21 protein-coding genes and 4 pseudogenes are annotated in these 26,927 nt (G+C 38.2%); 7 read left to right on the forward strand and 18 right to left on the reverse strand.

Annotated features, from left to right (window positions below; genetic code table 11):
- Positions 1-91: 91 nt before the first annotated feature.
- From GQR53_RS16245 to GQR53_RS16265, 5 genes are all read right to left on the reverse strand, one after another.
- Positions 92-1,378, reverse strand: a complete 1,287-nt coding sequence (locus tag GQR53_RS16245) for a hypothetical protein (RefSeq protein ID WP_165724145.1) — start codon at positions 1,376-1,378, stop codon at positions 92-94.
- 516 nt (positions 1,379-1,894) lie between these two features.
- Positions 1,895-4,405, reverse strand: a complete 2,511-nt coding sequence (locus tag GQR53_RS16250; protein WP_165724147.1) for a DEAD/DEAH box helicase family protein — start codon at positions 4,403-4,405, stop codon at positions 1,895-1,897.
- Positions 4,405-5,592 carry a restriction endonuclease subunit S gene (locus GQR53_RS16255; RefSeq protein WP_240915905.1) on the reverse strand — a complete coding sequence of 396 codons (1,188 nt, stop codon included), beginning with the start codon at positions 5,590-5,592 and terminating at the stop codon, positions 4,405-4,407. Before GQR53_RS16255 ends, GQR53_RS16250 begins: the two co-directional genes overlap by 1 nt.
- The gene (locus GQR53_RS16260; protein WP_165724150.1) at positions 5,592-7,058 is read right to left on the reverse strand and encodes an N-6 DNA methylase; all 1,467 of its coding nucleotides are present in this window, start codon (positions 7,056-7,058) and stop codon (positions 5,592-5,594) included. The genes GQR53_RS16255 and GQR53_RS16260 overlap by 1 nt, the downstream gene beginning before the upstream one ends.
- Positions 7,059-7,209: 151 nt before the next feature.
- Positions 7,210-7,446 carry a helix-turn-helix transcriptional regulator gene (locus GQR53_RS16265; protein WP_004588153.1) on the reverse strand — a complete coding sequence of 79 codons (237 nt, stop codon included), beginning with the start codon at positions 7,444-7,446 and terminating at the stop codon, positions 7,210-7,212.
- 100 nt (positions 7,447-7,546) lie between these two features.
- On the opposite strand from GQR53_RS16265, the gene GQR53_RS16270 reads away from it, so the two are divergent.
- The 3 genes from GQR53_RS16270 to GQR53_RS16280 all read left to right on the forward strand — a co-directional run bounded on the left by GQR53_RS16270 (position 7,547) and on the right by GQR53_RS16280 (position 10,039).
- Positions 7,547-8,071 carry a hypothetical protein gene (locus tag GQR53_RS16270; protein ID WP_165724152.1) on the forward strand — a complete coding sequence of 175 codons (525 nt, stop codon included), beginning with the start codon at positions 7,547-7,549 and terminating at the stop codon, positions 8,069-8,071.
- A complete protein-coding gene (locus tag GQR53_RS16275; RefSeq protein WP_165724154.1) occupies positions 8,068-9,501 on the forward strand; it encodes a DEAD/DEAH box helicase family protein in 1,434 nt (477 codons plus the stop codon). The genes GQR53_RS16270 and GQR53_RS16275 overlap by 4 nt, the downstream gene beginning before the upstream one ends.
- A gap of 88 nt (positions 9,502-9,589) precedes the next feature.
- Positions 9,590-10,039 (forward strand): antitoxin Xre/MbcA/ParS toxin-binding domain-containing protein, encoded by a 450-nt coding sequence (locus GQR53_RS16280; protein ID WP_165724156.1) that lies wholly within the window; start codon positions 9,590-9,592, stop codon positions 10,037-10,039.
- Positions 10,040-10,236: 197 nt separating this feature from the next.
- Here GQR53_RS16280 and GQR53_RS16285 read toward each other — a convergent pair whose 3' ends face one another.
- From GQR53_RS16285 to gmtY, 10 genes and pseudogenes are all read right to left on the reverse strand, one after another.
- Positions 10,237-11,253 (reverse strand): hypothetical protein, encoded by a 1,017-nt coding sequence (locus tag GQR53_RS16285; RefSeq protein ID WP_138764487.1) that lies wholly within the window; start codon positions 11,251-11,253, stop codon positions 10,237-10,239.
- A 358-nt stretch (positions 11,254-11,611) separates the two neighbouring features.
- Positions 11,612-11,809, reverse strand: a pseudogene (locus tag GQR53_RS21185) (protein CapI); the annotation flags it as partial.
- Positions 11,810-11,824: 15 nt separating this feature from the next.
- A pseudogene (locus GQR53_RS21190) lies at positions 11,825-11,983 on the reverse strand (UDP-glucose 6-dehydrogenase); the annotation flags it as partial.
- Positions 11,983-13,704, reverse strand: a complete 1,722-nt coding sequence (locus tag GQR53_RS16295) for a glycosyltransferase family 39 protein (RefSeq protein WP_024603946.1) — start codon at positions 13,702-13,704, stop codon at positions 11,983-11,985. The gene GQR53_RS16295 and the pseudogene GQR53_RS21190, both read right to left, overlap by 1 nt.
- A 12-nt stretch (positions 13,705-13,716) precedes the next feature.
- On the reverse strand, positions 13,717-14,400 hold the full coding sequence (locus GQR53_RS16300) for a VTT domain-containing protein (protein WP_033011230.1): 684 nt from the start codon (positions 14,398-14,400) through the stop codon (positions 13,717-13,719).
- Positions 14,366-15,103 (reverse strand): glycosyltransferase family 2 protein, encoded by a 738-nt coding sequence (locus tag GQR53_RS16305; protein WP_024603948.1) that lies wholly within the window; start codon positions 15,101-15,103, stop codon positions 14,366-14,368. Before GQR53_RS16305 ends, GQR53_RS16300 begins: the two co-directional genes overlap by 35 nt.
- 452 nt (positions 15,104-15,555) lie before the next feature.
- Entirely contained in the window at positions 15,556-16,026 is a 471-nt protein-coding gene (gene greB, locus GQR53_RS16310) for a transcription elongation factor GreB (RefSeq protein ID WP_039489102.1), read from the reverse strand.
- A 435-nt stretch (positions 16,027-16,461) separates the two neighbouring features.
- Positions 16,462-17,073 carry a gamma-mobile-trio protein GmtX gene (gmtX, locus tag GQR53_RS16315; protein WP_290294884.1) on the reverse strand — a complete coding sequence of 204 codons (612 nt, stop codon included), beginning with the start codon at positions 17,071-17,073 and terminating at the stop codon, positions 16,462-16,464.
- Positions 17,070-19,802, reverse strand: coding sequence for a VPA1269 family protein (locus tag GQR53_RS16320; RefSeq protein ID WP_039489104.1), 2,733 nt, complete (start codon positions 19,800-19,802; stop codon positions 17,070-17,072). Before GQR53_RS16320 ends, gmtX begins: the two co-directional genes overlap by 4 nt.
- Positions 19,799-21,118 (reverse strand): gamma-mobile-trio recombinase GmtY, encoded by a 1,320-nt coding sequence (gmtY, locus tag GQR53_RS16325; protein ID WP_039489106.1) that lies wholly within the window; start codon positions 21,116-21,118, stop codon positions 19,799-19,801. The genes GQR53_RS16320 and gmtY overlap by 4 nt, the downstream gene beginning before the upstream one ends.
- A 106-nt stretch (positions 21,119-21,224) precedes the next feature.
- On the opposite strand from gmtY, the pseudogene GQR53_RS16330 reads away from it, so the two are divergent.
- The 4 genes and pseudogenes from GQR53_RS16330 to GQR53_RS16345 all read left to right on the forward strand — a co-directional run.
- Positions 21,225-21,563: pseudogene (locus tag GQR53_RS16330) on the forward strand (GreA/GreB family elongation factor); the annotation flags it as partial.
- A 116-nt stretch (positions 21,564-21,679) separates the two neighbouring features.
- Positions 21,680-21,991: a hypothetical protein gene (locus tag GQR53_RS16335; protein ID WP_033020846.1), complete on the forward strand. Its 312-nt coding sequence runs from the start codon at positions 21,680-21,682 to the stop codon at positions 21,989-21,991.
- 50 nt (positions 21,992-22,041) lie between these two features.
- On the forward strand, positions 22,042-22,623 hold the full coding sequence (locus GQR53_RS16340) for a CBS domain-containing protein (RefSeq protein ID WP_024595749.1): 582 nt from the start codon (positions 22,042-22,044) through the stop codon (positions 22,621-22,623).
- Positions 22,624-22,791: 168 nt separating this feature from the next.
- On the forward strand, positions 22,792-25,119 hold the full coding sequence (locus GQR53_RS16345; protein WP_165744540.1) for a Tex family protein: 2,328 nt from the start codon (positions 22,792-22,794) through the stop codon (positions 25,117-25,119).
- A 72-nt stretch (positions 25,120-25,191) separates the two neighbouring features.
- Here GQR53_RS16345 and GQR53_RS16350 read toward each other — a convergent pair whose 3' ends face one another.
- The 3 genes and pseudogenes from GQR53_RS16350 to GQR53_RS21195 all read right to left on the reverse strand — a co-directional run.
- On the reverse strand, positions 25,192-26,046 hold the full coding sequence (locus GQR53_RS16350; protein ID WP_165744541.1) for a putative metalloprotease CJM1_0395 family protein: 855 nt from the start codon (positions 26,044-26,046) through the stop codon (positions 25,192-25,194).
- A gap of 4 nt (positions 26,047-26,050) precedes the next feature.
- Positions 26,051-26,359: a hypothetical protein gene (locus GQR53_RS16355; protein ID WP_002959563.1), complete on the reverse strand. Its 309-nt coding sequence runs from the start codon at positions 26,357-26,359 to the stop codon at positions 26,051-26,053.
- 90 nt (positions 26,360-26,449) lie between these two features.
- Positions 26,450-26,927 (reverse strand): annotated as a pseudogene (locus GQR53_RS21195) (pimeloyl-[acyl-carrier protein] methyl ester esterase); the annotation flags it as partial.

The raw sequence follows: 26,927 nt of genomic DNA on the forward strand, positions 1-26,927 counted from the left end.
AGTTATAACCCCAGAAAACATACTATGCATACAAAGTTCACATTAAAAACAACAACTTATAAATAGTACACGTACTATTTTAATGTACTCTTCAACTTAGTAAAGATGGAACATTAAACTCAATTGTTGCACCTGATATCCAGGAGTCCAAAACCTCCTCATTTGTTAAATGAAACCAGTTAAAGCAATCTTCATTAAATTCCCTACAAAAAAAAGCCTCCATTTCTGATACTCTAATATTTTCAGGCAATCTACGAGTGTAAACAGCAGAGTAATTCTTTCTTTTTATTAAGTCTAAATACTCTTCTATTCTCTTTGTTAAAAGTTTATCAGATATGTAACTGGGGATATTTCTGTTATATAAATATGCACTTAAATTTCTTGCTTCTTTGTATACAACATAGCTAATAATCGGTAATGAATAATTTTTGGCAAGGTACTGTAAAAGATTCCCAAAACGGAGTGATTTTTGCACTGTAACTTTAAAGTCACAACAAGCGTCTTCTATAATCAACAGGATGTTGTATATCCTATTTTTTTCCAATAGTTCTTGAATCTCCTCTACATCATTCTTACTAACTTTGCGAGCGCAAATATCATCATATAACCTCTTAGTTAATTCGCTAACTGAGCTATATTCCTCAGAGTAGCGTAAGTACAATCCAAAGGAGTTGATGAATGAAGTCGAATAAGTTGGCAATTCAGATAAAATATTATCTTCGCGAATAAATAGATGCAAACAAGCGCCTAGAAAAGATCTTATAGATTCACGACCTTGAGCTTGAGCCTCCCTAAAGTCATGCTCAGTGATGCGGACTAAAAAACCTTTGGAAATTAAGCTTTTCATCATTCTTTTTTCTGCTTCTTCGCAACCGAGAGTTTCTGAATGAGCATCGTAATGATGCTTAATCGGCGCCTTATTGCCATCATTAAACCGTGTAAGTAGAAGAAATAAATATAGTTTTTCGATATATGTTAAACAAGAAATTGTACTTTCAGACTTTAGCCTCTGCTCAATATACTCACCTAACTTTTCTATTGTTAATTTTCCATCTTTTAAATAGCACTCAACAAGGCAACTTTTACACACATATCGCTCAGACTCAAACTGCTCAATGCACTCTTTACGAGTAGAAAATAGTTTTTTTTTATTGCAGCTATCGCAGTTAAATGCTGAATGAACATTGGTACAGCTACTTTTACTTTTTATTATTGACAAAGGCTTATCTAGTTTGCTTTTAAATTCTTTAAATACATTTTGAGCATTATTTGCAAATTTAATATTCTCACCTTTCTCTAATTCCCAAAATTGATTTATTAGTTCAACTTCAGCTTCACTAACCGCTTGTTCATAACAAATATAAGCGTAATTTTTCATTTTTTTCCAGACAAAGAAAGCCTAAAGAATTGGCTTCAATTAGTTTATTAGTAATTTATTACTATTCTAAATGTAAAACACCTAAATTCAAACAAAGTTAACAATATACATTTTTACTTTCATTTTTATAAACTAAGACTGAACTATTACATCTATAACTTGCTTTTATGCTATGGCTGGGTGCAACAGTATTCCCTATTACAGCAAATTAAGTAGAGAATGATATGGGTATCATGATGTGTCTGGATTTAAACGAAAATGTTTAATTAGTCATTAGAAATTCGATAAACAAAATAACGTAAGTGCATAGCTAAATGAATTTAAAAAATTCCTGAGGAAAATTTGAAACTTATGCTCAAACGCGTTGGCTACAGTATAATATTCTGAGTATCAATGTATGAGTAAACGCTATTAAAGCAGTATTTATTTGAACCTGTTATATGTAGTAGCTCAGAGACATCAACTTGAGAAAGTTAATTCGTTGTTCCTCCGCTTACAGATAGTTATATAATTTAACTACCTTGCATACAAATACTTCTGAAAACCAATAAACGTATCGCGTATCGCTGTCGGTGATCCAAACTCAATGGCGGCGTCGTTAATGGTGTTGTATTTAAGCTCTACTAAACTGCGCATTTTTTTAGGTGCGAGTTCTTGCACGCCATCTTCAATGTATTTACTTAATATAAAGTTTATAAACTCTTGTTGTTTATAATCGCTAAAAGCAGAGTTTATTTTAGGTTTTGCTTGTTGAGCTCGTTCAGTGCGTGTTTGTGCCTCTGAGGCATACGCTACGTAGGATAAAACATCGTATACATCGCTGTCTTGTGCATCAATTACGGCTTTCATACTATCGAGTTTTTCGCTATCGTAGCCCGCTTCGGTTAAATCTTCTAATAGCTTTTCGCGAGTGGTTGGATCGCTCCAGATTTCGCGTAGTTGGTCTTCATTTTCAAAAAAGCGCGGTAAGTCGTCAAACATACGTTCAACAAATTCTTTTGCTGTAATGGGCTTGCCTTCAGCATTCCAGTACATTGCTGAGGAAATATGCTTAATTTGTCGTGTACGGCCGTCTGAGAGCTTTATTTCAAGCTTTTCACATACACATGGTCTTTCGCCACATTTATCACAGCCTTCAGGCTCTGGTTTTTCACAAATACATAGTTTTTGTTCACACACCTTGCACGGTTTCTTTTCACCGGCTCCATCCCCGCCAGTGTCTTCACATTGGCATGGAGTTGTGCCGCACTCTGAGCATACTTCGCTGGGTATTGGCTCGCCATCCCAAGCAGGGTCGGCAAAGTTATGGTGCGCTTTTACAAAGTCGTAAATTGTAAAGTAGTCTTTGCCATCGTATGTGCGAGTGCCTCGCCCTATTATCTGCTTAAACTCAATCATATTCTTACAAGGGCGCATAAGCACAATATTGCGTACATTACGTGCATCTACACCGGTAGAGAGTTTGCGTGAGGTGGTTAAAATTGTCGGAATGGTTTTTTCGTTATCACAGAAGGTTTTTAAATCATTTTCACCCGCGACACCATCGTTAGCGGTGACACGAACACAATAGTTAGTGTTGGTAGTCCAGCCTTTTTTAACTGCGTACTGATTAATAAAATCGCGTACCATACCGGCATGAACTTGTGTTGCACAAAACACGATGGTTTTTTCTTTAGGATTAAAGTGATCCATCCAATAGTGCACACGGCGCTCTTCGCGCTGAGGTATGGTAATAATACGGTTAAAGTCACCTTCTTTATATAGTTTACCAGGCTCAGGATCGCCTTTTACAACAACACCATCTCCCTCTATGTACTTGTACTCATCCATAGTGCCAACAATGGGTAACACTTTAAATGGCGTTAAAAAACCATCGTTAATGCCTTCTTTTAATGTGTAGCTGTAAACGGGTTCGCCAAAGTAACCATAGGTATCAGCGTTATCGGTACGCTTTGGTGTGGCAGTTAAGCCTAGCTGAACTGCGGGTTCAAAGTGTTTAAGAATATCGCGCCAAGCACTTTCATCATTCGCGCCACCACGGTGACATTCATCAATAATAATTAAATCAAAAAAATCAGCTGGGTATTGTTCGTAATACGGGTTTTCTGCCTTTTTGAGTGGCGCATTTTCATCTTCTTCTGTTGTGGCTTCTTTTAATTCAGTTTTAGGCCCACACATAAGAGTATGAAAAATTGTAAAAAATACGCTAGCATTTTTCGGCACACCGCCTCGTTTACGTATATCTTCAGGGGTGATACGCACAATGGCATCATCACCAAACGAATAAAAATCGTTAAACGCCTGATTAGCTAATATATTACGGTCGGCCAAAAATAAAATACGGGGGCGCTTTTTAGCAAGGCTAACGTCTTTTTGTGCAGTTAAGCTCCAACGAGTTTTAAATAACTTCCATGCGGTTTGAAAGCCAATACAGGTTTTACCTGTACCTGTGGCCAATGTTAGCAGGATGCGATTTTTACCTTGGGCAATGGCTTCAAGAGCATTATGAATGGCGTTTTCTTGATAATAACGCGGTGCCCAATCGCCTTTGGCCTCAAAGGGAATAGTAGAGAACGCATCACGCCAAGCTGTCGTATAATCCGCTTCTGGTGCATCGCCTTTTTGCTCAAAGGTTAACTCCCAAAGCGCTTGGGGAGACATATATTCATCTACCAGCGTCTCAATACCTGTGAGCATATCAATCTGGTAAATCTCATGGCCGTTGGTGGCATATGCAATACGGCATTGCAGGCGTTGTGCATAGTCTTTCGCTTGGCGCACACCTTCGCTATAAGTAAGGCTTTCTTTTTTTGCCTCTACTGCGGCAAGCTTACGGCCTTTATATACCAACACATAATCGCAAGGCACTTTGTTAGCGCGTTTGCCACCCGCCATAATTTGGCCTGGGCAAATAAGCTCACGACGAATAAAGCTGCTATCAACTTCACCCCAACCTGAAGCAACCAATTTAGGATCAATTAAATCCGCGCGTGTATCTGCTTCGTTACGCATCCTTGCTTGTGACATTAGGCCACTGCTCCTTTGTTTGTATCAACCTCAAGCGTTTTCGTTAACTTACCTGAAAAGGCTTTTTGTAGGATAGATTTTTTGAGTTCTTCGATATTTGTAAGTTTTTTCATGTAAAGACTTTCTAGTGATTCGATCTCTTTCTCTAGAATTTTTAGGTTCTTAATAACCTCATGTTGTCCATCTAAAGAAGGCATTGGAATTTGAAGGCTTCTCACGTTGTCTTTAGTAATTGTTTGTGTTGCTGCACCTTTTAGTCTTGGCGCTATTTGGGCTTTCCCACTACTAGAGTTTAAATAGCGGTAAATATATTCATTATTCGCTTTGGATGGATCCAAGCGAATTAAAAATAAATTCATTGCTAAAGAACAAGGCCGGTCAGTTTCAGGCATAAAATACACCTTTCCAGCATTTCCTATTTTACTCATAATAATTTCGCCACCGAACAATTTACTCTTTGTTAAATAGTTATAAGCATGCTCGGTAATATATCGCTTTTCATTTTTGAATTTCTTTTCAAAGTCAGTACTTCTAACCATCCAAGCAAAATCTTCCTGCTCTTTTAGTTCTACATGTTGCTTTAAAACTTTATAACTACCATTAGCATGATAGTCAGTCAGCACATCTACCACATCTCCCAACTCAACACTCTGAACCTTTTTACCACGCTGGCTAAACACTTGCTGCAAGTAGCTTTCAAACAGCTCGCGGGCGTTTTTGAGGTTTTGCTCAGTCTTGGCGCGGGCTTGTTCTATGTCGGCAAAGGCCTGTTCGAGTATGGCGACGATGCATTTTTGTTCTTTTATTTCGGGAATTTGAACACTAATCGAATAAACATTATTTCTATTTATTCCTGGCTTTACACCAGTTGCTAAACTAGGTAAATCTAAACGAGATAATAAGTGATAAATAAACATTAAATCGTATTTCGTAGCATCAAAATTCACAAAATAAGTGACGTCTAAGGGCCAAAACTTCTCTTCTGTTAGGGTAATTTCTCCAGCCGATCCTTTACGCCCAACAATAATAGTTTTTTTATCAAAATAGAACTCATCACTTCGGCACTTAACTCCATTAGCTCCATATGCTGGGTATAACCCATCAACCTTTCTTTTGACCTTATCCAAAGGCTTTCCATACTCAAGAGTAAGAAAGTCACCTATTTTCTTTTTCCTCCAACCTTCCATCACAACAACTCCTGAATTTTACCCAGAATTGCTTCGCTTTCTTTATCCAGGGCGATGATTTCTTCAATGATTGCTTGCGGTTCACGCAGTGGGGCTTCTTCTGCTTGATTGGGGTTTTTAACCGATAAATCCCATGTTGCCTCATCCAGTTCAGTTGTTGTTAATGACCAAGACTTAGCACTATCTGCAAAGTCTTTTTGTAGCTCGATAAATTCTTTTAAGTCTTTGTCGTTTAGTGGATTGGTTTTACCCAAGCTGCGGCCAGGATCTAACTGATAGAACCAGGTTTTTTGTGTCGGCTCGCCTTTGGTGAAAAACAACACCACAGTTTTTACCCCTGCGCCTAAAAAGGTTTTGGCTGGGCAATCGAGCACGGTGTGTAAGTTGCAGTTTTCTAATAGCTCTTTGCGTAAGGCAATGGCGGCGTTATCGGTATTCGATAAAAAGGTGTTTTTAATAACAATAGCTGCACGGCCACCAGGCTTTAGCATTTTGATAAAGTGCTGCAAAAACAAGAAGGCAGTCTCACCGGTTTTAATCGGGAAATTTTGCTGAACTTCTTTACGCTCTTTACCACCAAACGGTGGGTTAGCTAATACAATGTCGTGCTGGTTGCTTGGGGTAATGTCTTGTAGGTTTTCGCCCAGGGTATTGGTATGAATAACGTTAGGTGCTTCGATGCCATGTAGAATCATGTTCATAATGGCAATAACGTACGCTAACGACTTTTTCTCTTTGGCGTAGAAAGTGTTTTCTTGCAGGGTTTTTAAGTCACTGGTTGAAAGCTGTTTATTGCTAGCACCACCTTGGCGAAGGTAGTCGTAGGCTTCACATAAGAAACCCGCCGAGCCTGCGGCACCGTCGTATATGGTTTCGCCAATTTGCGGCTGTAATACATCGATCATGGCGCGAATCAATGGGCGTGGTGTGTAGTATTCGCCCCCGTTACGGCCAGCGTTACCCATGTTTTTGATTTTAACTTCGTACAGGTGTGAAAGCTCGTGCTTTTCTTCTTGTGAGCGAAAACGTAATTCGTCTACTTTTTCGAGTGCGTCGCGAAGTGAGTAGCCACTTTGAATTTTGTTTTTGATCTCGCTAAAGATTTCACCAATTTTGTATTCAATAGTGTCAGGGCTTTTAGCACGTAACTTAAAACCTTTGAGGTAAGGGAATAACTCGCCATCGACAAAATCCATTAAGTCGCTACCTGTTAAGGCGTTATCGTGATCAAACTCACCATTAGCGGTTTTAGGTGCAGCCCATGAACTCCAGCGGTACTCTTCATCAATAATATATTGGTAGTCTTCTGCCATTAACTCGGCTTCTTGAGACTTGGTAAACTCTAAGTCATCAAGGTATTTTAAAAATAGCATCCACGACGATTGCTCGGTGTAATCTAGCTCACTAGAGCAGCCTGCATCTTTATGAAAAATGTCGTCGATATTTTTAAAGGTTTGTTCAAACATGTAAGTTAAGTCCTTGCTAGCCAGAGAGTTAAAGATGATTTATTTTACTTAAAGCAACTCACTCGCTTATTTATATTCCTGAGGTAATAGTGATTAATATACCCTAATTAATTAAAAAATTAATAATATATTGGTACCAAGTAGTTTTTGGTTAATCTAGGTCAATTTTATACTTTTGCCTTGCCGGTAGTATCTCTTCAAACTCGCAATTTAATGCGTTTACTAATTTATATAAGGTTTCGAGCTTAATATTAACATTACCTCTTTCCATTTTTCCGTAATTACCGCGCTCTATACCGACATAGGCAGCAAACCCTTCTTGCGAATAGCCTGCTTCTTTGCGTTTTTCTCGTAGCTTTTCACCAAAATGTTTAACTAAATCACTCACCTGATTTTCCTCAAGGCAAAATGATTAGATTTTCATGTTGAGGGCTTAACTACCACGCCCTATAATACCCATTATTATATGAAGTTTATTAGGATTTACTTTGAAATTTGACCCTCTCGTAGCTCAAATTATTGTTGCACCAAATTTTGATAACTTCACAACAAGTGATGTGCGTTCGGCGTACTTAGCATTAAAAAGTGATTCTTCTTTAGTACCTACAGCAGTTAGGCGAAGTATATACGCAGAACTGATCAAGCTTGTTAAAAAAGGCTGGCTGAAAAAGGTGGTATCAAATAAAAAAGGATTTACGCGATTCAATAAAACTGAGAGCTTTAACGTTGAGGCAATTACTCATTTAGCTAGTGCCATACCTATTGCAACAACAGAAAAGGCAGATGATAAACACGCACTGTTACTTAGTAAGTTAAATCACTACAAAGCCGAGCTATTATTGAATATGGGTGAATCTGAGGCATATAAAGAGCTTTATTTGGAGTCACCCGAATTAGTAGATGAGCTTCAGCCACAATACAACAAAGCGAGAGACAACAATACAAGAATACTTGGCAAGATTAGAGCGATTGAAGGCTTACTGAAGCAAAACGAAGCATTAGAGAAAATATGAAACTAAGACTATGGCAAGCCGAGTGTATTAATTTAGCGCTTACACAATACCAGAACGGCAATAGCCACTTTTTAGCCTTGGCAACTCCAGGGTCAGGTAAAACTTTGATGGCCTCAGAATTAGCCAATCAATTATTAAAAAATAATATGGTCGATTTAATCATTTGTTTTTCACCGTCGTCTATTGTTTCTCAGGACTTTAAGGAAAGCTTACAGCTAAAAACGAATGAACGATTTGATGGGCTTATTGGCGCTAAAGGTAGAGCTTTAACCTATCAAAGCTTACAGTATTTAGATGTGCACTTTTGGCAGCTATTTGAACGGTATCGTGTTTTTGTAATATTTGATGAAATTCATCATTGCGCTGGCTCTAATATTGACAATGCCAATGCATGGGGTGAGCAGATAATTCTTAACATTCAAAATAAAGCACAATACACATTAGCCTTAACAGGCACCCCTTGGCGTTCTGACGCTGCTCCTATTGTTCTTTCATCATATCAGCAGCCTAACAATAAAATAGCGTGTGATTACGTTTACGGGCTTTCTGAGGCTATTGGAGATAATGTTTGTCGGGTTCCACAAATAGTAGCTGTTGATAATAGCCGCATTACAGTTGTAGATGACGCTGAAACCAAAACATTTAACTGCTTTAAAGCGTTATTAAACGACTCTGGCGTTTCTTATCAAGAAATTATTGAAAATGAAGCGGTAATAAAATACATGATTTCTTCAGCTCAAAAAAAGCTTACTTCAATCAGGTTGAAAAACCCCGACGCAGCGGGGTTGATTGTTGCATCATCTGTTGAGCATGCCCATCAAATCTCTATGTTAATGCGAACTCACTTTGACGAGGATAGCATTGTTGTAACCTACCGAGAAAATGAACCTACAAGTATTATTCAGCAGTTTAGGTATGCACAAACTAAGTGGATTATTTCTGTTGGTATGATTAGCGAAGGTACAAACATCCCTCGTTTGCAGGTTTGCTGTCACCTTACAAACATAAAAACAGAAATGCATTTTAGGCAAATATTGGGCCGCATACTGAGGGTAACAAACTCTAAAAACCAAGAAGCGATTATGTACATGCCCGCCGAACCTAAGCTTTTAGAGTATGCGTATAGGGTTAATCAAGATGTTCCATTTGAAGCTGATGTAGTTAAGTTTGAAAAGATTGAGACTGCTGCTGGAAATAATACCGTAGATGAAAATTCAAGCGATATTACTTTTAATAAACAAAGTAAAAAAACTTCCAAAACCCAGTTCGATTTTGATAACTTTGCTGACTTTTTTGAGCAGCCAGCTATGAGCAATAGATCTGAAGCGACAGAGGAGCATTTTTTAACCGACGCCTATGAGCGAATTATTAATATATCAGGCCGCTTTCAGCAAGAGGCTATTGCTTTGGGGTTAAGTGAATTGCGGTAAATACACTAGAATTTACCTCAAGTAGACCTCTACAGGTAACATCGATTTCAGTTACACGAGGAAACATAATTTAATTTAAGGTGTTGCTATGTATAACTTCTCTGAAATTCATAAACAAATAGACCTTACAGAGATTTTAAGCAATAGAAATATCAGTGAAAAATCTAGTCATCTAGAACAAATTAACTTTATACATCAAGGTGTAGATATCAAAAATGCTGAGCGTTTAAGGATAGAGCTAGGCTGGGATATACGAGCATTTTCTTCAGCTATTAGAACTAGCAAGAGCTCATATGTACGCTATAAAAAAGAATTAAAGCCCTTAAATACCACTTTAAGTGAAAATGCATTTGAAATTGCAAAAGTCTGCTCTTTTTGTCTTAATTACTTTGAAAATATAGAACGTTTTAATATTTGGTTAAATACCTCGTCACTCCAATTCGACTCTAAAAAACCTTTAACATTTATAGATACAATAGCTGGCCGTGAATTAATTAAAAATACCGTAAACAGGCTCAAATATGGCTATAACGCCTAAGAGTAAAGTGTCTTAGGACGTAAAGCGCACGATCAACAGACTGCCAACATGAAACCAAGTTCTATCCTTTTCTTAACTTAACAAGAAGCTATCACTTTAGAGATTAAAACGTTGATTTGAGCTTATTAATGACTCAATTTTCTCTGATAGTCGCATTTGTGCCAAAAGCGGACGTTAAAAACATTAATAAGGTGAAATTACAACTCGGATTTCTTTGAGTCACTCATGGCCTTCATAAAGGCTTTCATATTGGCGTTGGGTTGCTCCACATCAAAATTGCCATACGTATATTTTAAGTCTGACCATAAATTTTTGAGCTTACCTTTGCGTCGAAAAAGGGGGTGGAGCCACACTGTTGATAAAAGAGGTAAGCATCCTTCATTTATATTCATTGTTACTAAACCTATTAAACAATCTCTTTTTTCGCTTGTGCCCGGCACTAGTAACTTTTCAGTAAAAGGATAAGCCTCAACGTTTTTCCACCCTTCATCAGAAATATCCCAATTCATACCATCTCCGCATTCCCTGTGTTGGTATCTTCTAAGCGCGACGCACGCTAGCTTCTCCCACTCCGGCGATGAAATCGTTATTTTTGAACTATACTCAGCCCCTTTTGGGGCGGGAATAGGACGGATTATGCATGCATTACATTCATCAAATAGTAAATTAGAAGCTTCAGTCGCATCTGATACCTTAATCTTTTCACCAAATGCGACTAGGTCAAATAACCCTGAAAGGTAGTCGTCAGCGCCATATTCATCCACGTACTTTTTCTGTGGAACATCCCCTTTTCTAGTATTCTTGTATCGCGTAACGTTCTTGTATTCAATGTCTACAATATGAAATAAGCCTGATGGTAAGTTTTCAAACGAAGTAGGGCTATCAGCTAAATAAATATAGCTTTGCTCATATCTACGCATATTTCTTATCAATGAATCACATGTACTTTCAAAATCAGTGCCGAAGAGAAAGAGGTTATGAGCCTTGAAAGAAATACCAGAATTTGGATAAATTTTCTCGCAAAAGCTCGTCAAGAGGTGAGAAATTTGATCCTTGCAAATATCATCATAGCTAGTTAAAACGATCGGCAGATCCTGACCTTCAGATTCGTTGTCAATTACACAATCGATGGCAAGGCTAAGCGCCCTTTTGTGCAGTTCATTTATGTCTATTAACTCATTTAAATAAGTTTCTTTTGATTCAATTAAGTTCATGCAACCTCCTATTGCCAACGTTAATAATATTATGCCGCCGCACGATACATAATCCTATTAAAAGTGTAGTATTTCCATTAGATTTGTTGTTCGCTATTCGCTCAATGCTGCCCGTCAACATTCAAGTTTGTAAATTGTTTCGGGGCAATGGCGAGTAAGAGGTTAACTCGCCAATGGACAAAAATGAGTTAGAGACTGAGGTCGGTTTTGTGCCATGAACGGACCTTGATGAATAGTATTGGATAATATTCCATTATCAAAGTGTCCTGTTTGATTACAGCAGATAATTACTGATATTAGAAATATAGGCGGACATCTCTAGATGTCACTATTATGCAAAAATGGATAGATAAATCACTTAACCATAAAATTCACGATACCAGTCAACAAAGTTATTAACGCCCTGTTCAACACTCATTTTAGGCTTATAGCCAGTAACATTAAATAAGTCATCAATATCTGCAAAGGTTTGGTAAACATCGCCCGCTTGCATCGGCATAAAATTTTTCTTGGCTTTAATTCCTAACGCGCTTTCAAGTGACTGAACAAAATCGAGATCATCTTTAAATAAAAAAGCTTCTATTTCTTTATCGACAAAGGGAGATTTACGACTATTAATTAAATCTACTTTCGCTGGAACGATATCGTAGATAACCACCTTATTATGCTGAGCAAGTAAAATGGCATTAGACAAACCAACAAAACCTGCTCCTACTACAGCTATTTTCATTAATACGCTTCTCTAGGAACACTAAAACGCTTAATAACTTTTGGCGCTTGGCAGTTTTCTGCCATTTGCTTAGCACTTAATAATAACCAGTGCTGCCTGTGAGCGTAGCCCATATCTTGCCCGTTAGACACATCGAAACACGTTAAGTTGGCATCATCTGGCACTAAAATAAATCGACCCGCCTTCTCGCCCATCCATAGCCATGCGTTACGCTCTTCTTCTTCATCCGTTGCTAGGTAACTAAAATGCGTTATTGGTAATTGTGAAAACAATAAAAATTGCTCTTTAAATTTCACTAACCCAAGTTCACCGCGCTCACCATGCTGACCTAAGGTGTTTTCCACTTCTTCAATAACATGTTTGGGTGTGCGCAGGGGCTCGGCTAGCCAATATCCTAAGGTACTCACTATTAACCAAGAAGCGACAATTACCATTCCTAAATTAAAAAAGGCGTTTTTCGACCGTAATCGCCATAAACTAACTAACCATATCGCTGCTAAAATAAACGCTAAACCTGCCGCCCACGGGATCATTTCAGGGTATGCGGTTAATGGTTTCACTAATTTTTTATGACCCGTTAATAAACCAATGCAAGCGACAACAAGCACAATAGCAATTAACCATAAAATGCTTTTGCTGATGCGGTTAAACCATAACGGTAGTTTAACTTCATGGTAAGCAATGGTGGTAAACAGCGACAACATCGGCAATGCAGGTAACACATAAACCCCGCGCTTGCCCGGACTAATACTGAAAAAACACACCACAAGCACAACCCAAGCAAACAATATCATCAATACTGGATCTGTTTTTAATTTGTGATAAACATGCTTTAGCGAGCTCAACAATAAAATTGGTAATGGAAACCACATCACGGGAATTACACTAACAATAAAATAATACCAAGGCTCAAGGTGATGCCAGGCATTGGCGTACCGTTCGCCCGTTTGCTTGAACAGAATATTGTTTTTGTACTGAATTAATTCAGGGGTCGCTTGCTCTGCCACCGTAATCATCATCGGTACAAACCAAGCCGCCAACACCAAGAAAAAGGGCACAAAACCTAACCAACAAGCGAAGGTGAGCCTGCCTTTAAAATAGTCTTTATTCGCCAAGCGATAAGCAATGATGGGAATAAACATGAGTACAGGTAAAAAACCTACCCCTTTAGTAATAATGCCGAGCGCCATAAATGCCCACGAAATAAAATACCAGCGCCAATTGGGCCCTAAAATGAAATGACGGATAAAGCCATAACAACCAATCGTTATCCAACACATCACCATCGCATCAATTTGGGCAGCTTTAGCTTGGATCAAAAATTGTGGTGTAATTAATAAAAGTAAAGCGGCATTGCGACCCACGCGAACACTATGGAGTTTTGCCCCAAGATCATACACCAAAAATAAAGTGATCAAGCCACAGATGGCGTTTGGCAGTAAAAATGCCAGTTTTAGGTTGCCAATAAGTGAATAAAAAAGAGCGATTGACCACATAAAAACTGGTGGTTTATCAGGATAAAATTCACCGCCACGCATTGGAAATAGCCAATTGCCAGTGGCAACCATTTCTCTGGCTACTTCAACAAATCGAGGTTCATCAGCAGGCCACGGTGAACGAATACCAATACCTAATAAAATAATAACAGCGGCAAAGGCCAGTAAGATTTTTAAGACGGCGTAATAATCATCTTGTTCGAAGGTTTTTATTATATTTTTCATAACCTAACTTCTTTATAGTTCTTGTACTTTACGACGAAATTGACTGCGATAAAGCAGTGAGCCAATTACCGATGAAACAATAAACAGCGCAATACTGATGAGTATTTTTTCGTGCTCTGATAAACCAATTCCAGCGCCAGCGTAGGCAAAAATTAAGGTTTGTGGAATGTAGCCAATAAAGCTACCAAGAAAAAACCCCTGAGCCGGTACTGTAGTTGCTCCAGCTGCGACATTAGTAAACAAGTTACTGCCGATAGGTAACAACCGAATCATCAATACCTTTAAGGTGGTATTGTCTTTAACCAAGCGTTCAAATTTCATTAAACTTTTATTAAATTTGCGTTGCAAGCTTGAGCGAAACAACCATTTGGCGGCGTAAAATGACAAAATACAACCGAGCTCTGTTGCTACTAACGCTAAAAGTGCCCCTTCAACAGCCCCAAAAGCAAAACCAAACGCAAACGCTAACAATTGGCGTGGCGCACCAAGAGCGGCATAGGCAGCCCCCATCGCCATCAATACAACAACGGCTTGTTTGCCTTGTTCTTTAACAAACTTAGCGACCCAGTTACTGTCAGCGATATGTTCAAAAAAACCTTGTTGAACTGCAAACGCTATCGCAATAAATAACGACAAACTAACAATAAATTTAGCGAGCCTGTTAATCGTCACTAGTGTTACTCGTTTGAATTTCATTAACCATTGGCACTTTGCCACGACGAATAAGCCACATCATGCCTAATACATCAACAATACCGACCCAAGCTCGATTCCAAGCCGTGTATTTTGATAGACCATGTTCACGATCGCGGTGGTTCACTTCTTGCACTTGCACTTCGCCTCCCATACGTTTGACCAAAGCAGGAATATAACGGTGCATATGGTTAAAGTGTGGTAGCCTTAGGTATGTGGCTGTGGGCACTACTTTCAAACCACAGCCGGTATCTGGCACACCATCATGTAAAATAGCATCGCGGAATTTATTAGCAAAACGCGACTGAAAACGTTTCCAAGGCGTGTCTTTTCGGTTTTTACGGTAGCCAATTACGCAAAAATTAGCGGCTTCTATTTGTTGAGCGCGCTCAACTAATTTAGGCAAATCAGCCGGATCGTTTTGTCCGTCGGCATCAAGGGTCGCCATCAAGGTGTATTTCGCCTGTAACACACCCGACACAATCGCTGTGCTTTGTCCGACACTGTAGGCATGTTTGATAGCTTTTACATCACAGCCTAATGTTCTTCCAGTTTCGAGGGCGGTTTCAAAGGTACTATCACTACAGCCATCATCGACAACGATAATCTCAAACGGGTATAAATCAGCAAGGCTGGTATGAATTTCTTCAATAAGATGGCCAATATTTTCGGCTTCGTCTTTGGCAGGAAGTACAACTGATAACATATATAAATCCCTGTTTTTTAGTTATTAGCGATAATAAATTTGCAAATTAATCACCGATAAGTCAAGCAATTAAAGAAACCTATCGGCTAAATAAAAAGTGTCTTAATAAAATATCAGGCAAACCTTAAGATTTACTTAAGAAAAACTGAAAAAATGATTTACAGCACTACACGCAATATTACTCTGAATATTAGGACTCTTTTCTCGGGTAGATTTCATCATACTTTAATGGCTACAAGTCCATTAGTTTTGTTGAGACATTTTTTTTTAACTGTAAAATATTAGAATATCCACGTTCACCAGCATATGTTCAATGTCCGTAACTCGCTCTAAGCAGACTAACCGTCTTTATACCAAAAGAGATTTTGATGACTAAAGCTCAGAAGGCTGAAATATAAATACTCTCTTTCGGAGTTTTTCAAGTTAGTTGTTGCATAAGCTGTACTAGCTCTTTACTTGTACTCAATTTTGTTAATAAACCACTCTTTTATCCCTACTGGCGTTTTAACTTGAAAATCATCATCAACTTCCTTTTTTAGCATCGCTCTGGCCATAGGAGAGTCAATAGAAATGTAATCGTTACGACCATAGATCTCATCAGGGCCAACTATGCGAAAAGCTTTTGTTTCACCATTATCATTTTCAACCTCTACCCATGCCCCAAAGAAAACCTTGCCGACTTGTTGAGGAGAGTAGTCAATAACTTTGACTGCTTCGATGCGCTTTCTAAGGAACCTAATTCGAGAATCTATCTGTCTAAGTAATCTTTTATTTTCTTTATAATCGGCATTATCTGAACGATCGCCAAGGCTAGCAGCCCAAGCTACTTTTTTTGTTATTTCAGGTCTGTAGTCGCGCCAAAGGTAATTAAGCTCTTTATTTAGCTTGTCTAATCCTTCACGCGTTATTAGATTGGTATACAATTAGTTTGCCCCATCCCAATATTACAAATACTGCAATGCTTTTTTAACAGCATCTAAAGTTGCAACCGGGAGAAAGTTATCTTTATCATTACTTGATAATATACTACCGTTTGGCCCCACTTCCAAACCTGCTCGGCGCATAAACTCTTTAGATATGAGGTATTCAAGATCTTCTACTTCTAAGTCAGTCTATTTTGAGTTTGGTGACGAAGACTACCCACCTCCATAAAATTCTATGACTGGACCAATCGGTACTATATCTCCTTTGCTAGTTTTTCAGCTGCTAATGCTTGAGAGGAGAAAATGTTATCTTGAAGCCTAACTATAGGGTCTTTTAATTTTTCTATCCAAATGAAGCTTTCCTTTATTGAAACTACAAAGATTATAATAACCAGACAGCAAATTAAATTTTAGCGTGTGTTATAGATATTACGGCTATAAAAAATCTAAAGCTTTTTTTATAGCGTCAAGGGTAGCCGCTTTAAAAACAGCATGCTTATTTTCATCAATAAGCTCCCCATAATCCGTTGGCGTTAATTTCCATTTGCTTTGAAAGCTATTTGATAATAAATATTCTAATGCTCTGCGCTCTTGATTCGATAGTTTATGCTCAGAACCAAGCCCAGTAGACTTGTAGTCATAAATATCAATTTGAAGGTTTGGTGGAATAATTTCTTGTAGCTTTTTTCGAGTCGCAATTAGCTCGGAAGCTTGAATTTTTGCTAGTAATCGATGCTTTGGATTGTTTATTTCATCTATCCAGTCTAACCCTTGATGCTTTTGCTTACCAAGATCTTTTACTGGGCTGTTCTCTGCAAATGATGCAATAAGTGCTCTATACTTTTCACCCGATTTATTACGAATACTTTGTGCTTTTGGAACCCCTCGTTGAGTGCCTAACTTTGATATTGTAGAAATAGAATAGTCATCAACACCTCTTTTTCTTTGCTCCATACAAACCCTATAGATTGCTTCGAGGGTTTCACTAATCTTAGTAGAGCAACCTTTTTGTAATTCAGTTAGTAGATCTTCAGGTGACATACTCATAACTCACTATTAATTAACGTATTATTTTTATTAATAAATTCGATTTCAGACTTTGAAATCTGTTCATCACCAAGAAGGTCGGAGAGCTTAATATCACAATTAATTACACGACTAACTTTTGACCATGTTTTTAAACGAGACTTTAAAAGGCGCGCTAATTGATTTCCAGCGTGCAATTGTTGCTCTTCTGTGAGTAAGAATAAGCCGGGAGATATTTCATTGAATACAGCCATTTTATCCAACTGTTGAGATCTTGGAATTATGGCATGCGATGCATTGGCCGACTCATAAATCGTTGCATTCTCACAAACCTCTTGAAGTTGCTCAAATGAAGATGTCTCTTCTAAAGATATTTCTATTTCTGAATCACTCATTTTAACGAGGGACAAGCTGTCTTTTTGATTAGCTATTGATTGTGTCATTTTAATTAGCTTGTAGGACGACTGTAAGTCACATAAGAGCATATCCATTTTTTTTGCTGCACTTTCATATTCTGACTCAGTTTTTCTTATTTTTAACTCAAGAATTTTACGCTCTGATAAGTCAATTTTTTCATTTTTTAAATTAGCTACGTATTCTCGGCGATCTAATTCGTCTAAACTTTTCTCAAGCATAGTAATTTTACTTTGTAACTTTGTGCATTGAGATGACTGGGTGTTAGAGTGAAATAATATTTCGTTAGTGATGGATAGCAACCCACCAATAAATGCGGGGCCTGTAATAAAATGACGACAGCGAAGACAATTTTGCGTCCCTAGATAACCAGATGGAGCCGGTACACGTAATGATGTACCACTACCATTAAGTTCTCCGCCATCTTCACAGCGAGTTGCGGCATATGGGCAGATACCATAATCCCTGAAAATGAAGTTCCCTGCTGGAATAGAGTTTGTTAATGAATTTAGTAACTCTTCATTATTTGATACCAATTCATTTTTTACTTTCTCTATTTTATTTTGTTCAATTAAACTCTGAGTAGCGTCAACCCTCGTTTTTAATGCTTCTTTCTCGCCCTGCTCTAATCGCTTTCTAATATCGCCTTGCGTAATTTTGCAGTAATAAATAGACATTACAATTGATGAGTGCCCCACAACTTTCATAACTATTTCAATAGGCATCCCCATTTCCATTATATAAGCCGTTATAAGGCTCACACGCATTGAGTGAGGGGTATACTTAGACTTATACTGATTTAACGTTGCTTCCTTCCCTGATAGCGTTGCAAGCTCTAAATTTGATGGTTGAACATTATAAAGTGCGGCAGCTAACCTTGGTGTTAGGGAATTACCAACACTTTGTGGCTCAATATCCTGATACGCCCTAAATAAAAAACAATTTATTCCTTTAGCCTTAAGTTGCAACTCATTTAAATTTGTTCTTTTACAACTAGACCAGTTCGTAGGGTTATCTATAGGATTATATTTTTGCTGCCACTTACGAAGTTTTACTAACCAATAAATAAGGTCTTCAGGTATCCAAGGTATTGAATAACCTTGACCATTATTACTTGTTTTGTTTGTAGTGATAAACATCCCTGCGTTTTCGTCAGGCATTCTTTTAATAAACGCTTGGTTTTTTGTTAACCCCGAAAAAATAGATTTATTTTTTTCCCAAATTATTTTTCCATTTTGATCAACATTAGCTATTACATCATCTGCTTCACCTGAATCATTATATGCAATCTGACGACCCCGCAATGGAACTTTTGTTAAAGTGAACGTATGCAACCAATTTATTGGAGACCACATATAAAGCTGATCTCCAATCTTTTTTATCACGCAATCAGGGTCACTTCGATCTACTTCCTTCGATGATACTTTCAGCCAATCAGCATCAAATTTTTGCAAATGCTTTAGGTCTTTAAAAGTTTTTGCATTAGCTGGAATTATCCACTCTTGGGCCTTTTTAACAAAGTAATACTGCAAGCAAGGTTTAGTTGACTCAGCGCGTTGCGGAGACATCACACTTGCTGAATTTGATAGCAGCGATAAAGGATTTCTAGCATCCATTACACGAATGATCTCTCCAGTCTCCTCATCTTCACTAGTTAGATCGTTGGTAATTACAAAGTCTAAAAATTCATTCACTGCAATTATCAAGTTACGCCGCATATTATCGGTATTCAACTTTTCTAATTCTTGCTTTAAGGGTCTAATATTAACCTTTTGCTTTGTAAGAAATGCTTCTGGAGTTAAGCTTTTATCGTGTTTTTCTATATAAATTCGAACGAATCGACAAAGCAAAGAGTTTTTAGAACCTCCGCCTAATGCTTGGGTCATAAATTCTTCTATTTTTACAGCCCAAGCTATATATGGTTTTGCAATAAATTTTAAATTGTAAGGCTCTTTTTTACCTAAAAATTTAAACCAATTTTCCCATTCACTTTCCCATACCCCCTGTGGGTCATTTGGTATTTGAGGGTCATCTTGCTTTTTAACAAATGCCCTGTATTCCTTTTGTGATTTAAGAGCTAATGGCTTAATAATACTCTTTAACTTTTTATAGGAATAAAAATCAGGGACATCAAATGTATCTTTATAGCTCACCCACTCATCCTTAAAAACCCTCTCTGGATGTGCAATTAGGCCTGGTATGCTTTTGTAATTTTCTAAATGTAATCTTGAGTTAGTAATACCGTTTTTTTTGCATATTGCTTTGTATTCACCCAATGTTTTTATTGATACAGGTATATTTAATGGAAGGCTCGAGTCACCTTTAAGTTTGCTCATTTAATCTCTCTCATCTTACTACGAATATCTTCTGAGGTTGGTTGTATATATACCAAGCAGGATAGAGAGCTCTTATGATGCATTGCTTTTTGAATTTCAACTTGGCTTAAACCAAGTTGTCGTGCGCGATAACCATATGCATGCCTGTGTCCATGCTCTGTAGTTCCAAGCTCTTTTTGAACTTCCAACCCAATTTTTTTTACTGCTCTTTTATGAATTCGCTGAAAGTTTTTTATCGTTTCAGGCGCTCCTGTGGAGTTGGTAAATGCAAATGGGTGAGTGTCTGTTTTTGCCGGCTCTACCCGTTGATATTTAAGATAGTTAACCCAAGATATTAAAAATTCTTTTGCTTTTTCAGGCGGGTTAAATATCACTTCAAAATAGCCGTCTTTATTTGTGAGTAAAGGTGACTTCCAACCCGCATATAGTCTTTCTGATAATCGGTATGTATTTCTTGGTTTATAGAAAGTGCTTTCGAGTAAGTATTCTCGCCTATTTGCAAAACTACTGTCAGGTGAGCGGCCTATTTCTGGATGATAGACCCTAACTAATGCTTCATCTCGATATATTGGGTGTAAAGTTATATCTGAAACATAAAGGTGAAATAGCTCACTTTTACGTAATCCACCATAATTTAATAACATGGTCATAGCTTGAGATTTATAGTCTGGTGTTGAGCCTTTTACCATTCCAATATAAAGAAGCTTTTCAAAGTGCTCATCGGGGAATTTCATCGCTTTTTCATTATTTATTTTAGGCTCTAATAACCGATCAATGAATCTTACTCTCTTCGCATTAAAGGCAGCGTCATTTTGATTAGATAAATGATTTAGGAACACATTTGCGTGCTTATGATAATATGCACACCAATTTAATCTCTCTTCATAACTGGTTGCTTTTCTGAAGGGGTTTATCCTTGATGAGTCAAACCCTTCCTGTAAAGCTAAAAAATCAGAGTAATGCGTTATATGAAATAATATATTATTTGCATCTCTAGGCTTTCTTGCCTTCCAATACAATCCAAGTTCGTCATCCATTTTATCGTAATCGATTGTTCCTACTAATAGTGCTTTAGTAAAACCTTTTAATAATAAAGTTGAGTTTTCAAAGTTTGGTACGACATCAATATATGTGAGTAGGAGCTTTAAAGAAAATATAGAGCGCTCTTTCCATGACTCACTTTTAGAGCTGTACCAAGCAAGATATCTTATATGTGATATCACGACACCTTTCTCTGTATAAAGAGCTGGTAACTCACAAATACTACCAGCCTCTTTATCATGATACTTTACGTTTATTTTTTGGATGTATGCCATACTTTTTATTATATAGTATATTTACTTTTCCTTAATACTAACTCTTTTCTATCATCTAACAAGTATTAAAGTAGTGATTTTAGTATATATTTGGGTGGGGTTATAATATCAGTATAACAAGCGATTGCTGCGCCAAATTGACCGCCGGGTACGCTACTTACGCAAGCGCATACCTGATTTAAAAATTATTGACTACTCTCCCGTGCAAGATGGAAAAGTATTTTTTGGTGCATGGGTTGAAATTGAAAACGAAGAAGGTGAAGTTAAAAAGTTCAGAATTGTAGGTCCTGATGAAATTTACGACCGTAAAGATTACATATCAATAGACTCACCTATGGCGCGTGCGTTGATTAAAAAACAAGTAGATGACGAATTTGAAGTGACCACTCCTCATGGAAAAAAGCAGTGGTATGTAAACAGTATCGATTACCAAAAAAAGAAATAAAAAGTTTTGATTCAGATCATGTTAACTTTTGATTGTGTAAATTAAAGCAATAAGCTATAACTGAATTATTCAAGTTGATTTGTTTAATTTGAAAGCAGTTAATTAAGGTCGTGATTATGTCAAACATAGTACAGCGCATATTTAGTAATGCCGTATTGTTTGCACTTTTAATGAGTGTAAGTTTGACGCTGCATGCCAGCAACACTGACGTAAACCTTGATAACGCTAAACTATCTAATCACTTTATTACTTGTGATATTCCTGACCAAGCAAACCTCGATTTTGACGTGGACTCTCACGTTAACACTATTACCTTTAGGTCGCCTCAACCACTTCCTAATGTCGTAGATTCTTTTTATAAGAGCACTAATCTAAACAGACCTTTTAGCACTGCATACCAACGCGGACCACCTAGCTATTTAATTTAATTCATTATTTTACAACTTAATTAAATTTTATAACTACTAAGGTGACTACTATGTCAAACTTTAAAGAATTACGTACCCAAAATATTTCTCATGGCGTTATTGCTAGCACATTTGCAGATGATCAACCATTAATCGATTTATCTTCTCCAGCGCTAAAAATGGTGAATAACTTTACTCAAAAAACACCTATTCGTGCAGAGCATGGAACAACGATTACAGATGCACTTAAACAAGTAAGTGCACAACAATCTGACTTTGTTTTAGTAACAGACGAACACCAAAAATTAATTGGTCTAGTTTCTAGCGCCGATTTACAAAGCTCTAAAATTACTATTATTGCAGAGCGCTTAAATATGCAACGAAGCGAAGTAAGCTTACGTGACATTATGACACCAGTTAGCCGCCTTACAGGTGTAAGTATGCAAAGCTTAAGCTACGCATGCATTGGTGATGCGCTGCAAACGATGGAGCATCAGGGCACAATGTTTTTATTAGTTACAACAGCGAGTAACGAAATTTGTGGTTTAATTTCAGCTCGCCAAATAGCTAAAACATTACATATTCCTGTACATATCTCACCTATTGCTCACTCTTTCAGTGAAGTATTAGAAAACATTGAGCACCCTCACTAGGGCGCTCTTTTAGTTGAATTGATTTACTCCCGACCCAACCATCTTAAAGCAAGTAAAATAGCTTGCTTTAAGAGCTTTTCATTACTACCTCCTGTGATATTATTCAAGCAATTAACGGCGCCAGTAACACGCTTCTGGTCTTATTTTATTGTATAAAAAGGTTTTTGCATGAGCGATATCTCTGCACGTTTAGCCGGTGAGTTAAACGCACAGCAGCAACAGGTTGTTGCAGCTACAAAATTACTTGATGAAGGCGCAACTGTTCCTTTTATTGCCCGCTACAGAAAAGAAGTTACCGGCGGCCTAGACGACACCCAATTACGCCTTTTAGAGCAGCGTTTATCGTATTTACGTGAACTAGAAGAGCGCCGTAGTTTTATTTTATCGACCATCGAATCGCAAAATAAATTAACGCCAGAGCTAAGTGCCGATATAACCAATGCACAAAGTAAAACTGAACTTGAAGATTTATACCTACCTTATAAAGCTAAGCGCCGTACTAAAGGCCAAATAGCAATTGAAGCTGGTTTAGAGCCACTTGCAGATGCACTATTTAAAGATGCTAACCTTGACCCAGAGCAACAAGCAGAACAGTTTGTAAGTGCTGAAAAAGGTTTTGCAGATACAAAAGCGGTACTTGAAGGCGCTAAATTCATCTTAATGGAACGCTTTGCTGAAGACGCAAAATTACTTGCTAAATTTAGAAGCCACATTAGCCAAAATGGCGCAATTGAAAGTACTGTGATTAAAGGCCAAGAGCAAACCGGTGCAAAATACCGTGATTACTTTGAGCATCAAGAACTTCTTAAAAAAGTACCTTCTCACCGTGCGCTTGCAATGCTTAGAGCTCGAAATGAAGGTGTACTTCAGTTAAATATAAACCCTGAGCCTAGTGCAGAAAATTCAGCACAATTATGTGCAAACATGATTGCTGAGCATTACCGTTTAGATATTAAATATAAAGCGGCAAGTCCTTGGTTATTAAACGTTGTTCAATGGGCGTGGAAAGTTAAGCTAGGGTTACACCTAGAGAATGAGTTTTTTGCAGCAATGCGCGAAAAAGCAGAAGCCGGTGCAATAGATGTATTTGCTAAAAACTTAAAAGATTTATTAATGGCTGCACCTGCAGGCCCTCGTACTACTTTAGGTCTTGATCCAGGCCTTCGTACTGGCTGTAAGATTGCCGTTGTTGATAGCACAGGTAAATTACTAGCTACACAAACTATTTTCCCTCATGCACCACAAAATCATTGGGATAAATCAGTGCGTACGTTAGAGCAACTTTGCCGTCAGCATAAAGTTGAGCTAATTGCGATTGGTAACGGTACTGCATCACGCGAATCAGATAAGTTGGTTGCAGAGCTTATCAAAGCAAACAGCGAACTTAAACTTAGTAAAATTATGGTTAGCGAAGCAGGTGCATCGGTTTACTCAGCTTCTGAATTTGCAGCTAATGAATTTCCAGATTTAGATGTTTCTATACGAGGGGCTGTCTCTATTGCACGCCGCCTTCAAGATCCTCTTGCTGAACTTGTTAAAATTGAGCCAAAATCAATTGGTGTTGGCCAATACCAACATGATGTATCGCAAAGCCAATTAGGCCAGAGCCTTATTTCAGTAGTTGAAGACTGTGTAAACTCAGTAGGCGTAGATTTAAACATGGCCTCGGTACCCTTACTTACACGCGTATCTGGTTTAAACAAAACATTAGCGCAAAATATCGTTAATTATCGCGATGCTAACGGCACATTTACTAAACGTAGTGAGCTTAAAAAGGTTGAGCGTTTAGGGCCAAAAGCATTTGAACAAGCGGCTGGTTTTTTACGTATTAACAATGGTAGCGATCCACTAGATAACTCATCAGTACACCCTGAAGCTTATCCTGTTGTTAAACGCATTTGTGAACGCAATAGCGTAGATGTCAGTAACCTAATTGGTAACAGCGACTTTTTAACTAAACTTGCTGCTAACGATTACACTGACGAAAAGTTTGGCTTACCAACCGTTACCGACATTATTACTGAGCTTGATAAACCTGGTCGAGATCCTCGACCTGAATTTAAAACAGCTGAGTTTAAAGCCGGTGTTGAAAAAATTAGTGACCTAAAACCAGGTATGATTTTAGAAGGCGTGGTTTCAAACGTTGCTAATTTTGGTGCGTTTGTTGATGTAGGTGTTCACCAAGATGGTTTAGTGCATATTTCAGCAATCACGAATAAATTTATATCAGATCCGCGTGAAGTTGTTAAAGCTGGTGATATTGTAAAGGTTAAAGTTGTTGAAGTAGACGCTGCACGTAAACGCATAAGCTTTACTATGCGCTTAGATGACGATATTGACACAAGTAATAAGTCAGCAGCTCCAGCTACGCAAAAGCCACAAGCACGTGCTAATAATTCGCAACCTCGCGCTGCAAAGCCTAAACGTGACAACGGTAATGCGTTAATGGGCAATGCATTTGCCGATGCGTTCGCTAATGCTAAAGTAAAAAAATAATACTTGTACAACTAAGCTAAAACGAAAAAAACCGCGTAAGCGGTTTTTTTGTGGTTATGTTTTGCTAAATTATTAACTTAACGCTGAAAAACTACTTTGGCTCGCTGGCGATGTAGCCATTTGATAAAAGTTAGCAATACGCCCCGCCCGTGCTTCAACATCGGCATCACGTGTTTGCTCGTCACTTTTAGCTGTTTTTGTATCGCTGCTTTCATCGCTAGAGAATGACGCTTCAAGTTTACTTTTTGCGCCTTCGTCGTCTTCTTTTTCAGGTTGTGCAAGCTCAGCTTGAGCCGCTGCTAGCTTTTGCGTAGCATCTGCAACAATAGAGCGATCAGCTCCCGAAGGCTCTGCAGGCGCTAATGCGGCAGCGCGTACCGTTTGCATTTTGTCTATAGTCGCTTGCGGGTCACCCGGAATTTCTGATACATCTATTTGTACTTCTCCGCCAACTGCGTAGTTAGTACCATCTGGGCCACGTTGATACTCATAACTTGGCGAGCCAGCATATTGCCCGCCTACAGAAGCGTGTGCTTGTTCGTGTATTCGTACTTCAGTATCCCGTGCTTTTAGCTCTGTAATTTGTTGTTGTTCTTGTTCTAATTGCAGCTCTTCTTGCTCAGATTCTTCTTTCTCGATTGCTTCACTTTCTTGCTCAGTGCCCTCTGGATTTTCTGAGTTTCCATCGCGCTGCTGAACTGACTTTTCGTCTGCTATTTTTCCCGTTGCGCTATACGTCGCACCATCGCTACTACCTGGCAATTTTGCTTTTTCAGCATCACTTTGCGCTTTGGTTTCTGTATTGCTTGCGCTACTAGATGCGGGAGCCGGAATAACTTCGCGTAGTTGGTTGTCACGCCGTGCGGTTTCCGTATAAACATTTGCGGTGTTTATATTGATAGACGGAAATGGCGTGACAATATTCATAATACTAAACTTTAATATCGATTAACGTGCCAAGTACATCATCGGCCGTTTGAATTGATTGCGTGTTTGCCTTGGCATTAAACTCTTCAACTTTTAAGTTAACAAGCGCTTCATCAACACGAGCTGGTTGTGCTACTGGTGCAGTAATCGCTTCTTCAGGGCGTGCTGCCGTAAGCTGACGTTGCTGCGCTAATTGCGCGTCATCTTGTTGTTCTATACTGGCACGATTAATCTCAGCACTGGCTTTTTCAATACCTTGGCTAGCTCGGTTAAACCCTTCTATACCACTATTAAATACTGATCCGATTGGCATATTAAAACCTCCACCAAATAAACATTGTTTAATTATCGCTCAGGTTCTGCTCAAAATAAAGCTTTAAACAGCGCTATTCTTAGCTCTATTTTAAAGCATTGATTTAACGACAGATAAAAACTCACTTTTATGAGAAATAAATGGTGCATGGGACGCTTTATCTAGTACTTCATATTCAAACTCAGTATTTAGTGCTGACATTTTGCTAATAGCTTTATAAGGTACTAAAGCATCAAGGCGGCCAAATACTCCTCTAATAGGGACTGGGCAATGAGTAAATAAGTCACGTAAATCGTCATTTTGTAAAATATCTAAACCAGCACTCAGGGCATCGCTTTGGGGTGCGCTGTACTGATTTAGCAATTGTTTAAGCTGCTTTATATCATCACGCGCCGACTCGCTACCCATTGCTTGAATAGCTAAAAAGCGCTCTATTGTTTTTTCTCGATGATTAACTAACTGCTCTTTAAACTGCGCCAATACATTCGCTTTTATTCCAGGCCAGTTATCTGCCTCAGCAAAAAAAGGAGTCGATGCTATTAAAATAACTTTAGATACTTTTTCAGGC

Origin of the sequence: Pseudoalteromonas sp. Z9A6 (genome assembly GCF_011378805.1) — a bacterium.
In the GTDB taxonomy this organism is placed as follows: Bacteria; Pseudomonadota; Gammaproteobacteria; order Enterobacterales; family Alteromonadaceae; genus Pseudoalteromonas; species Pseudoalteromonas distincta.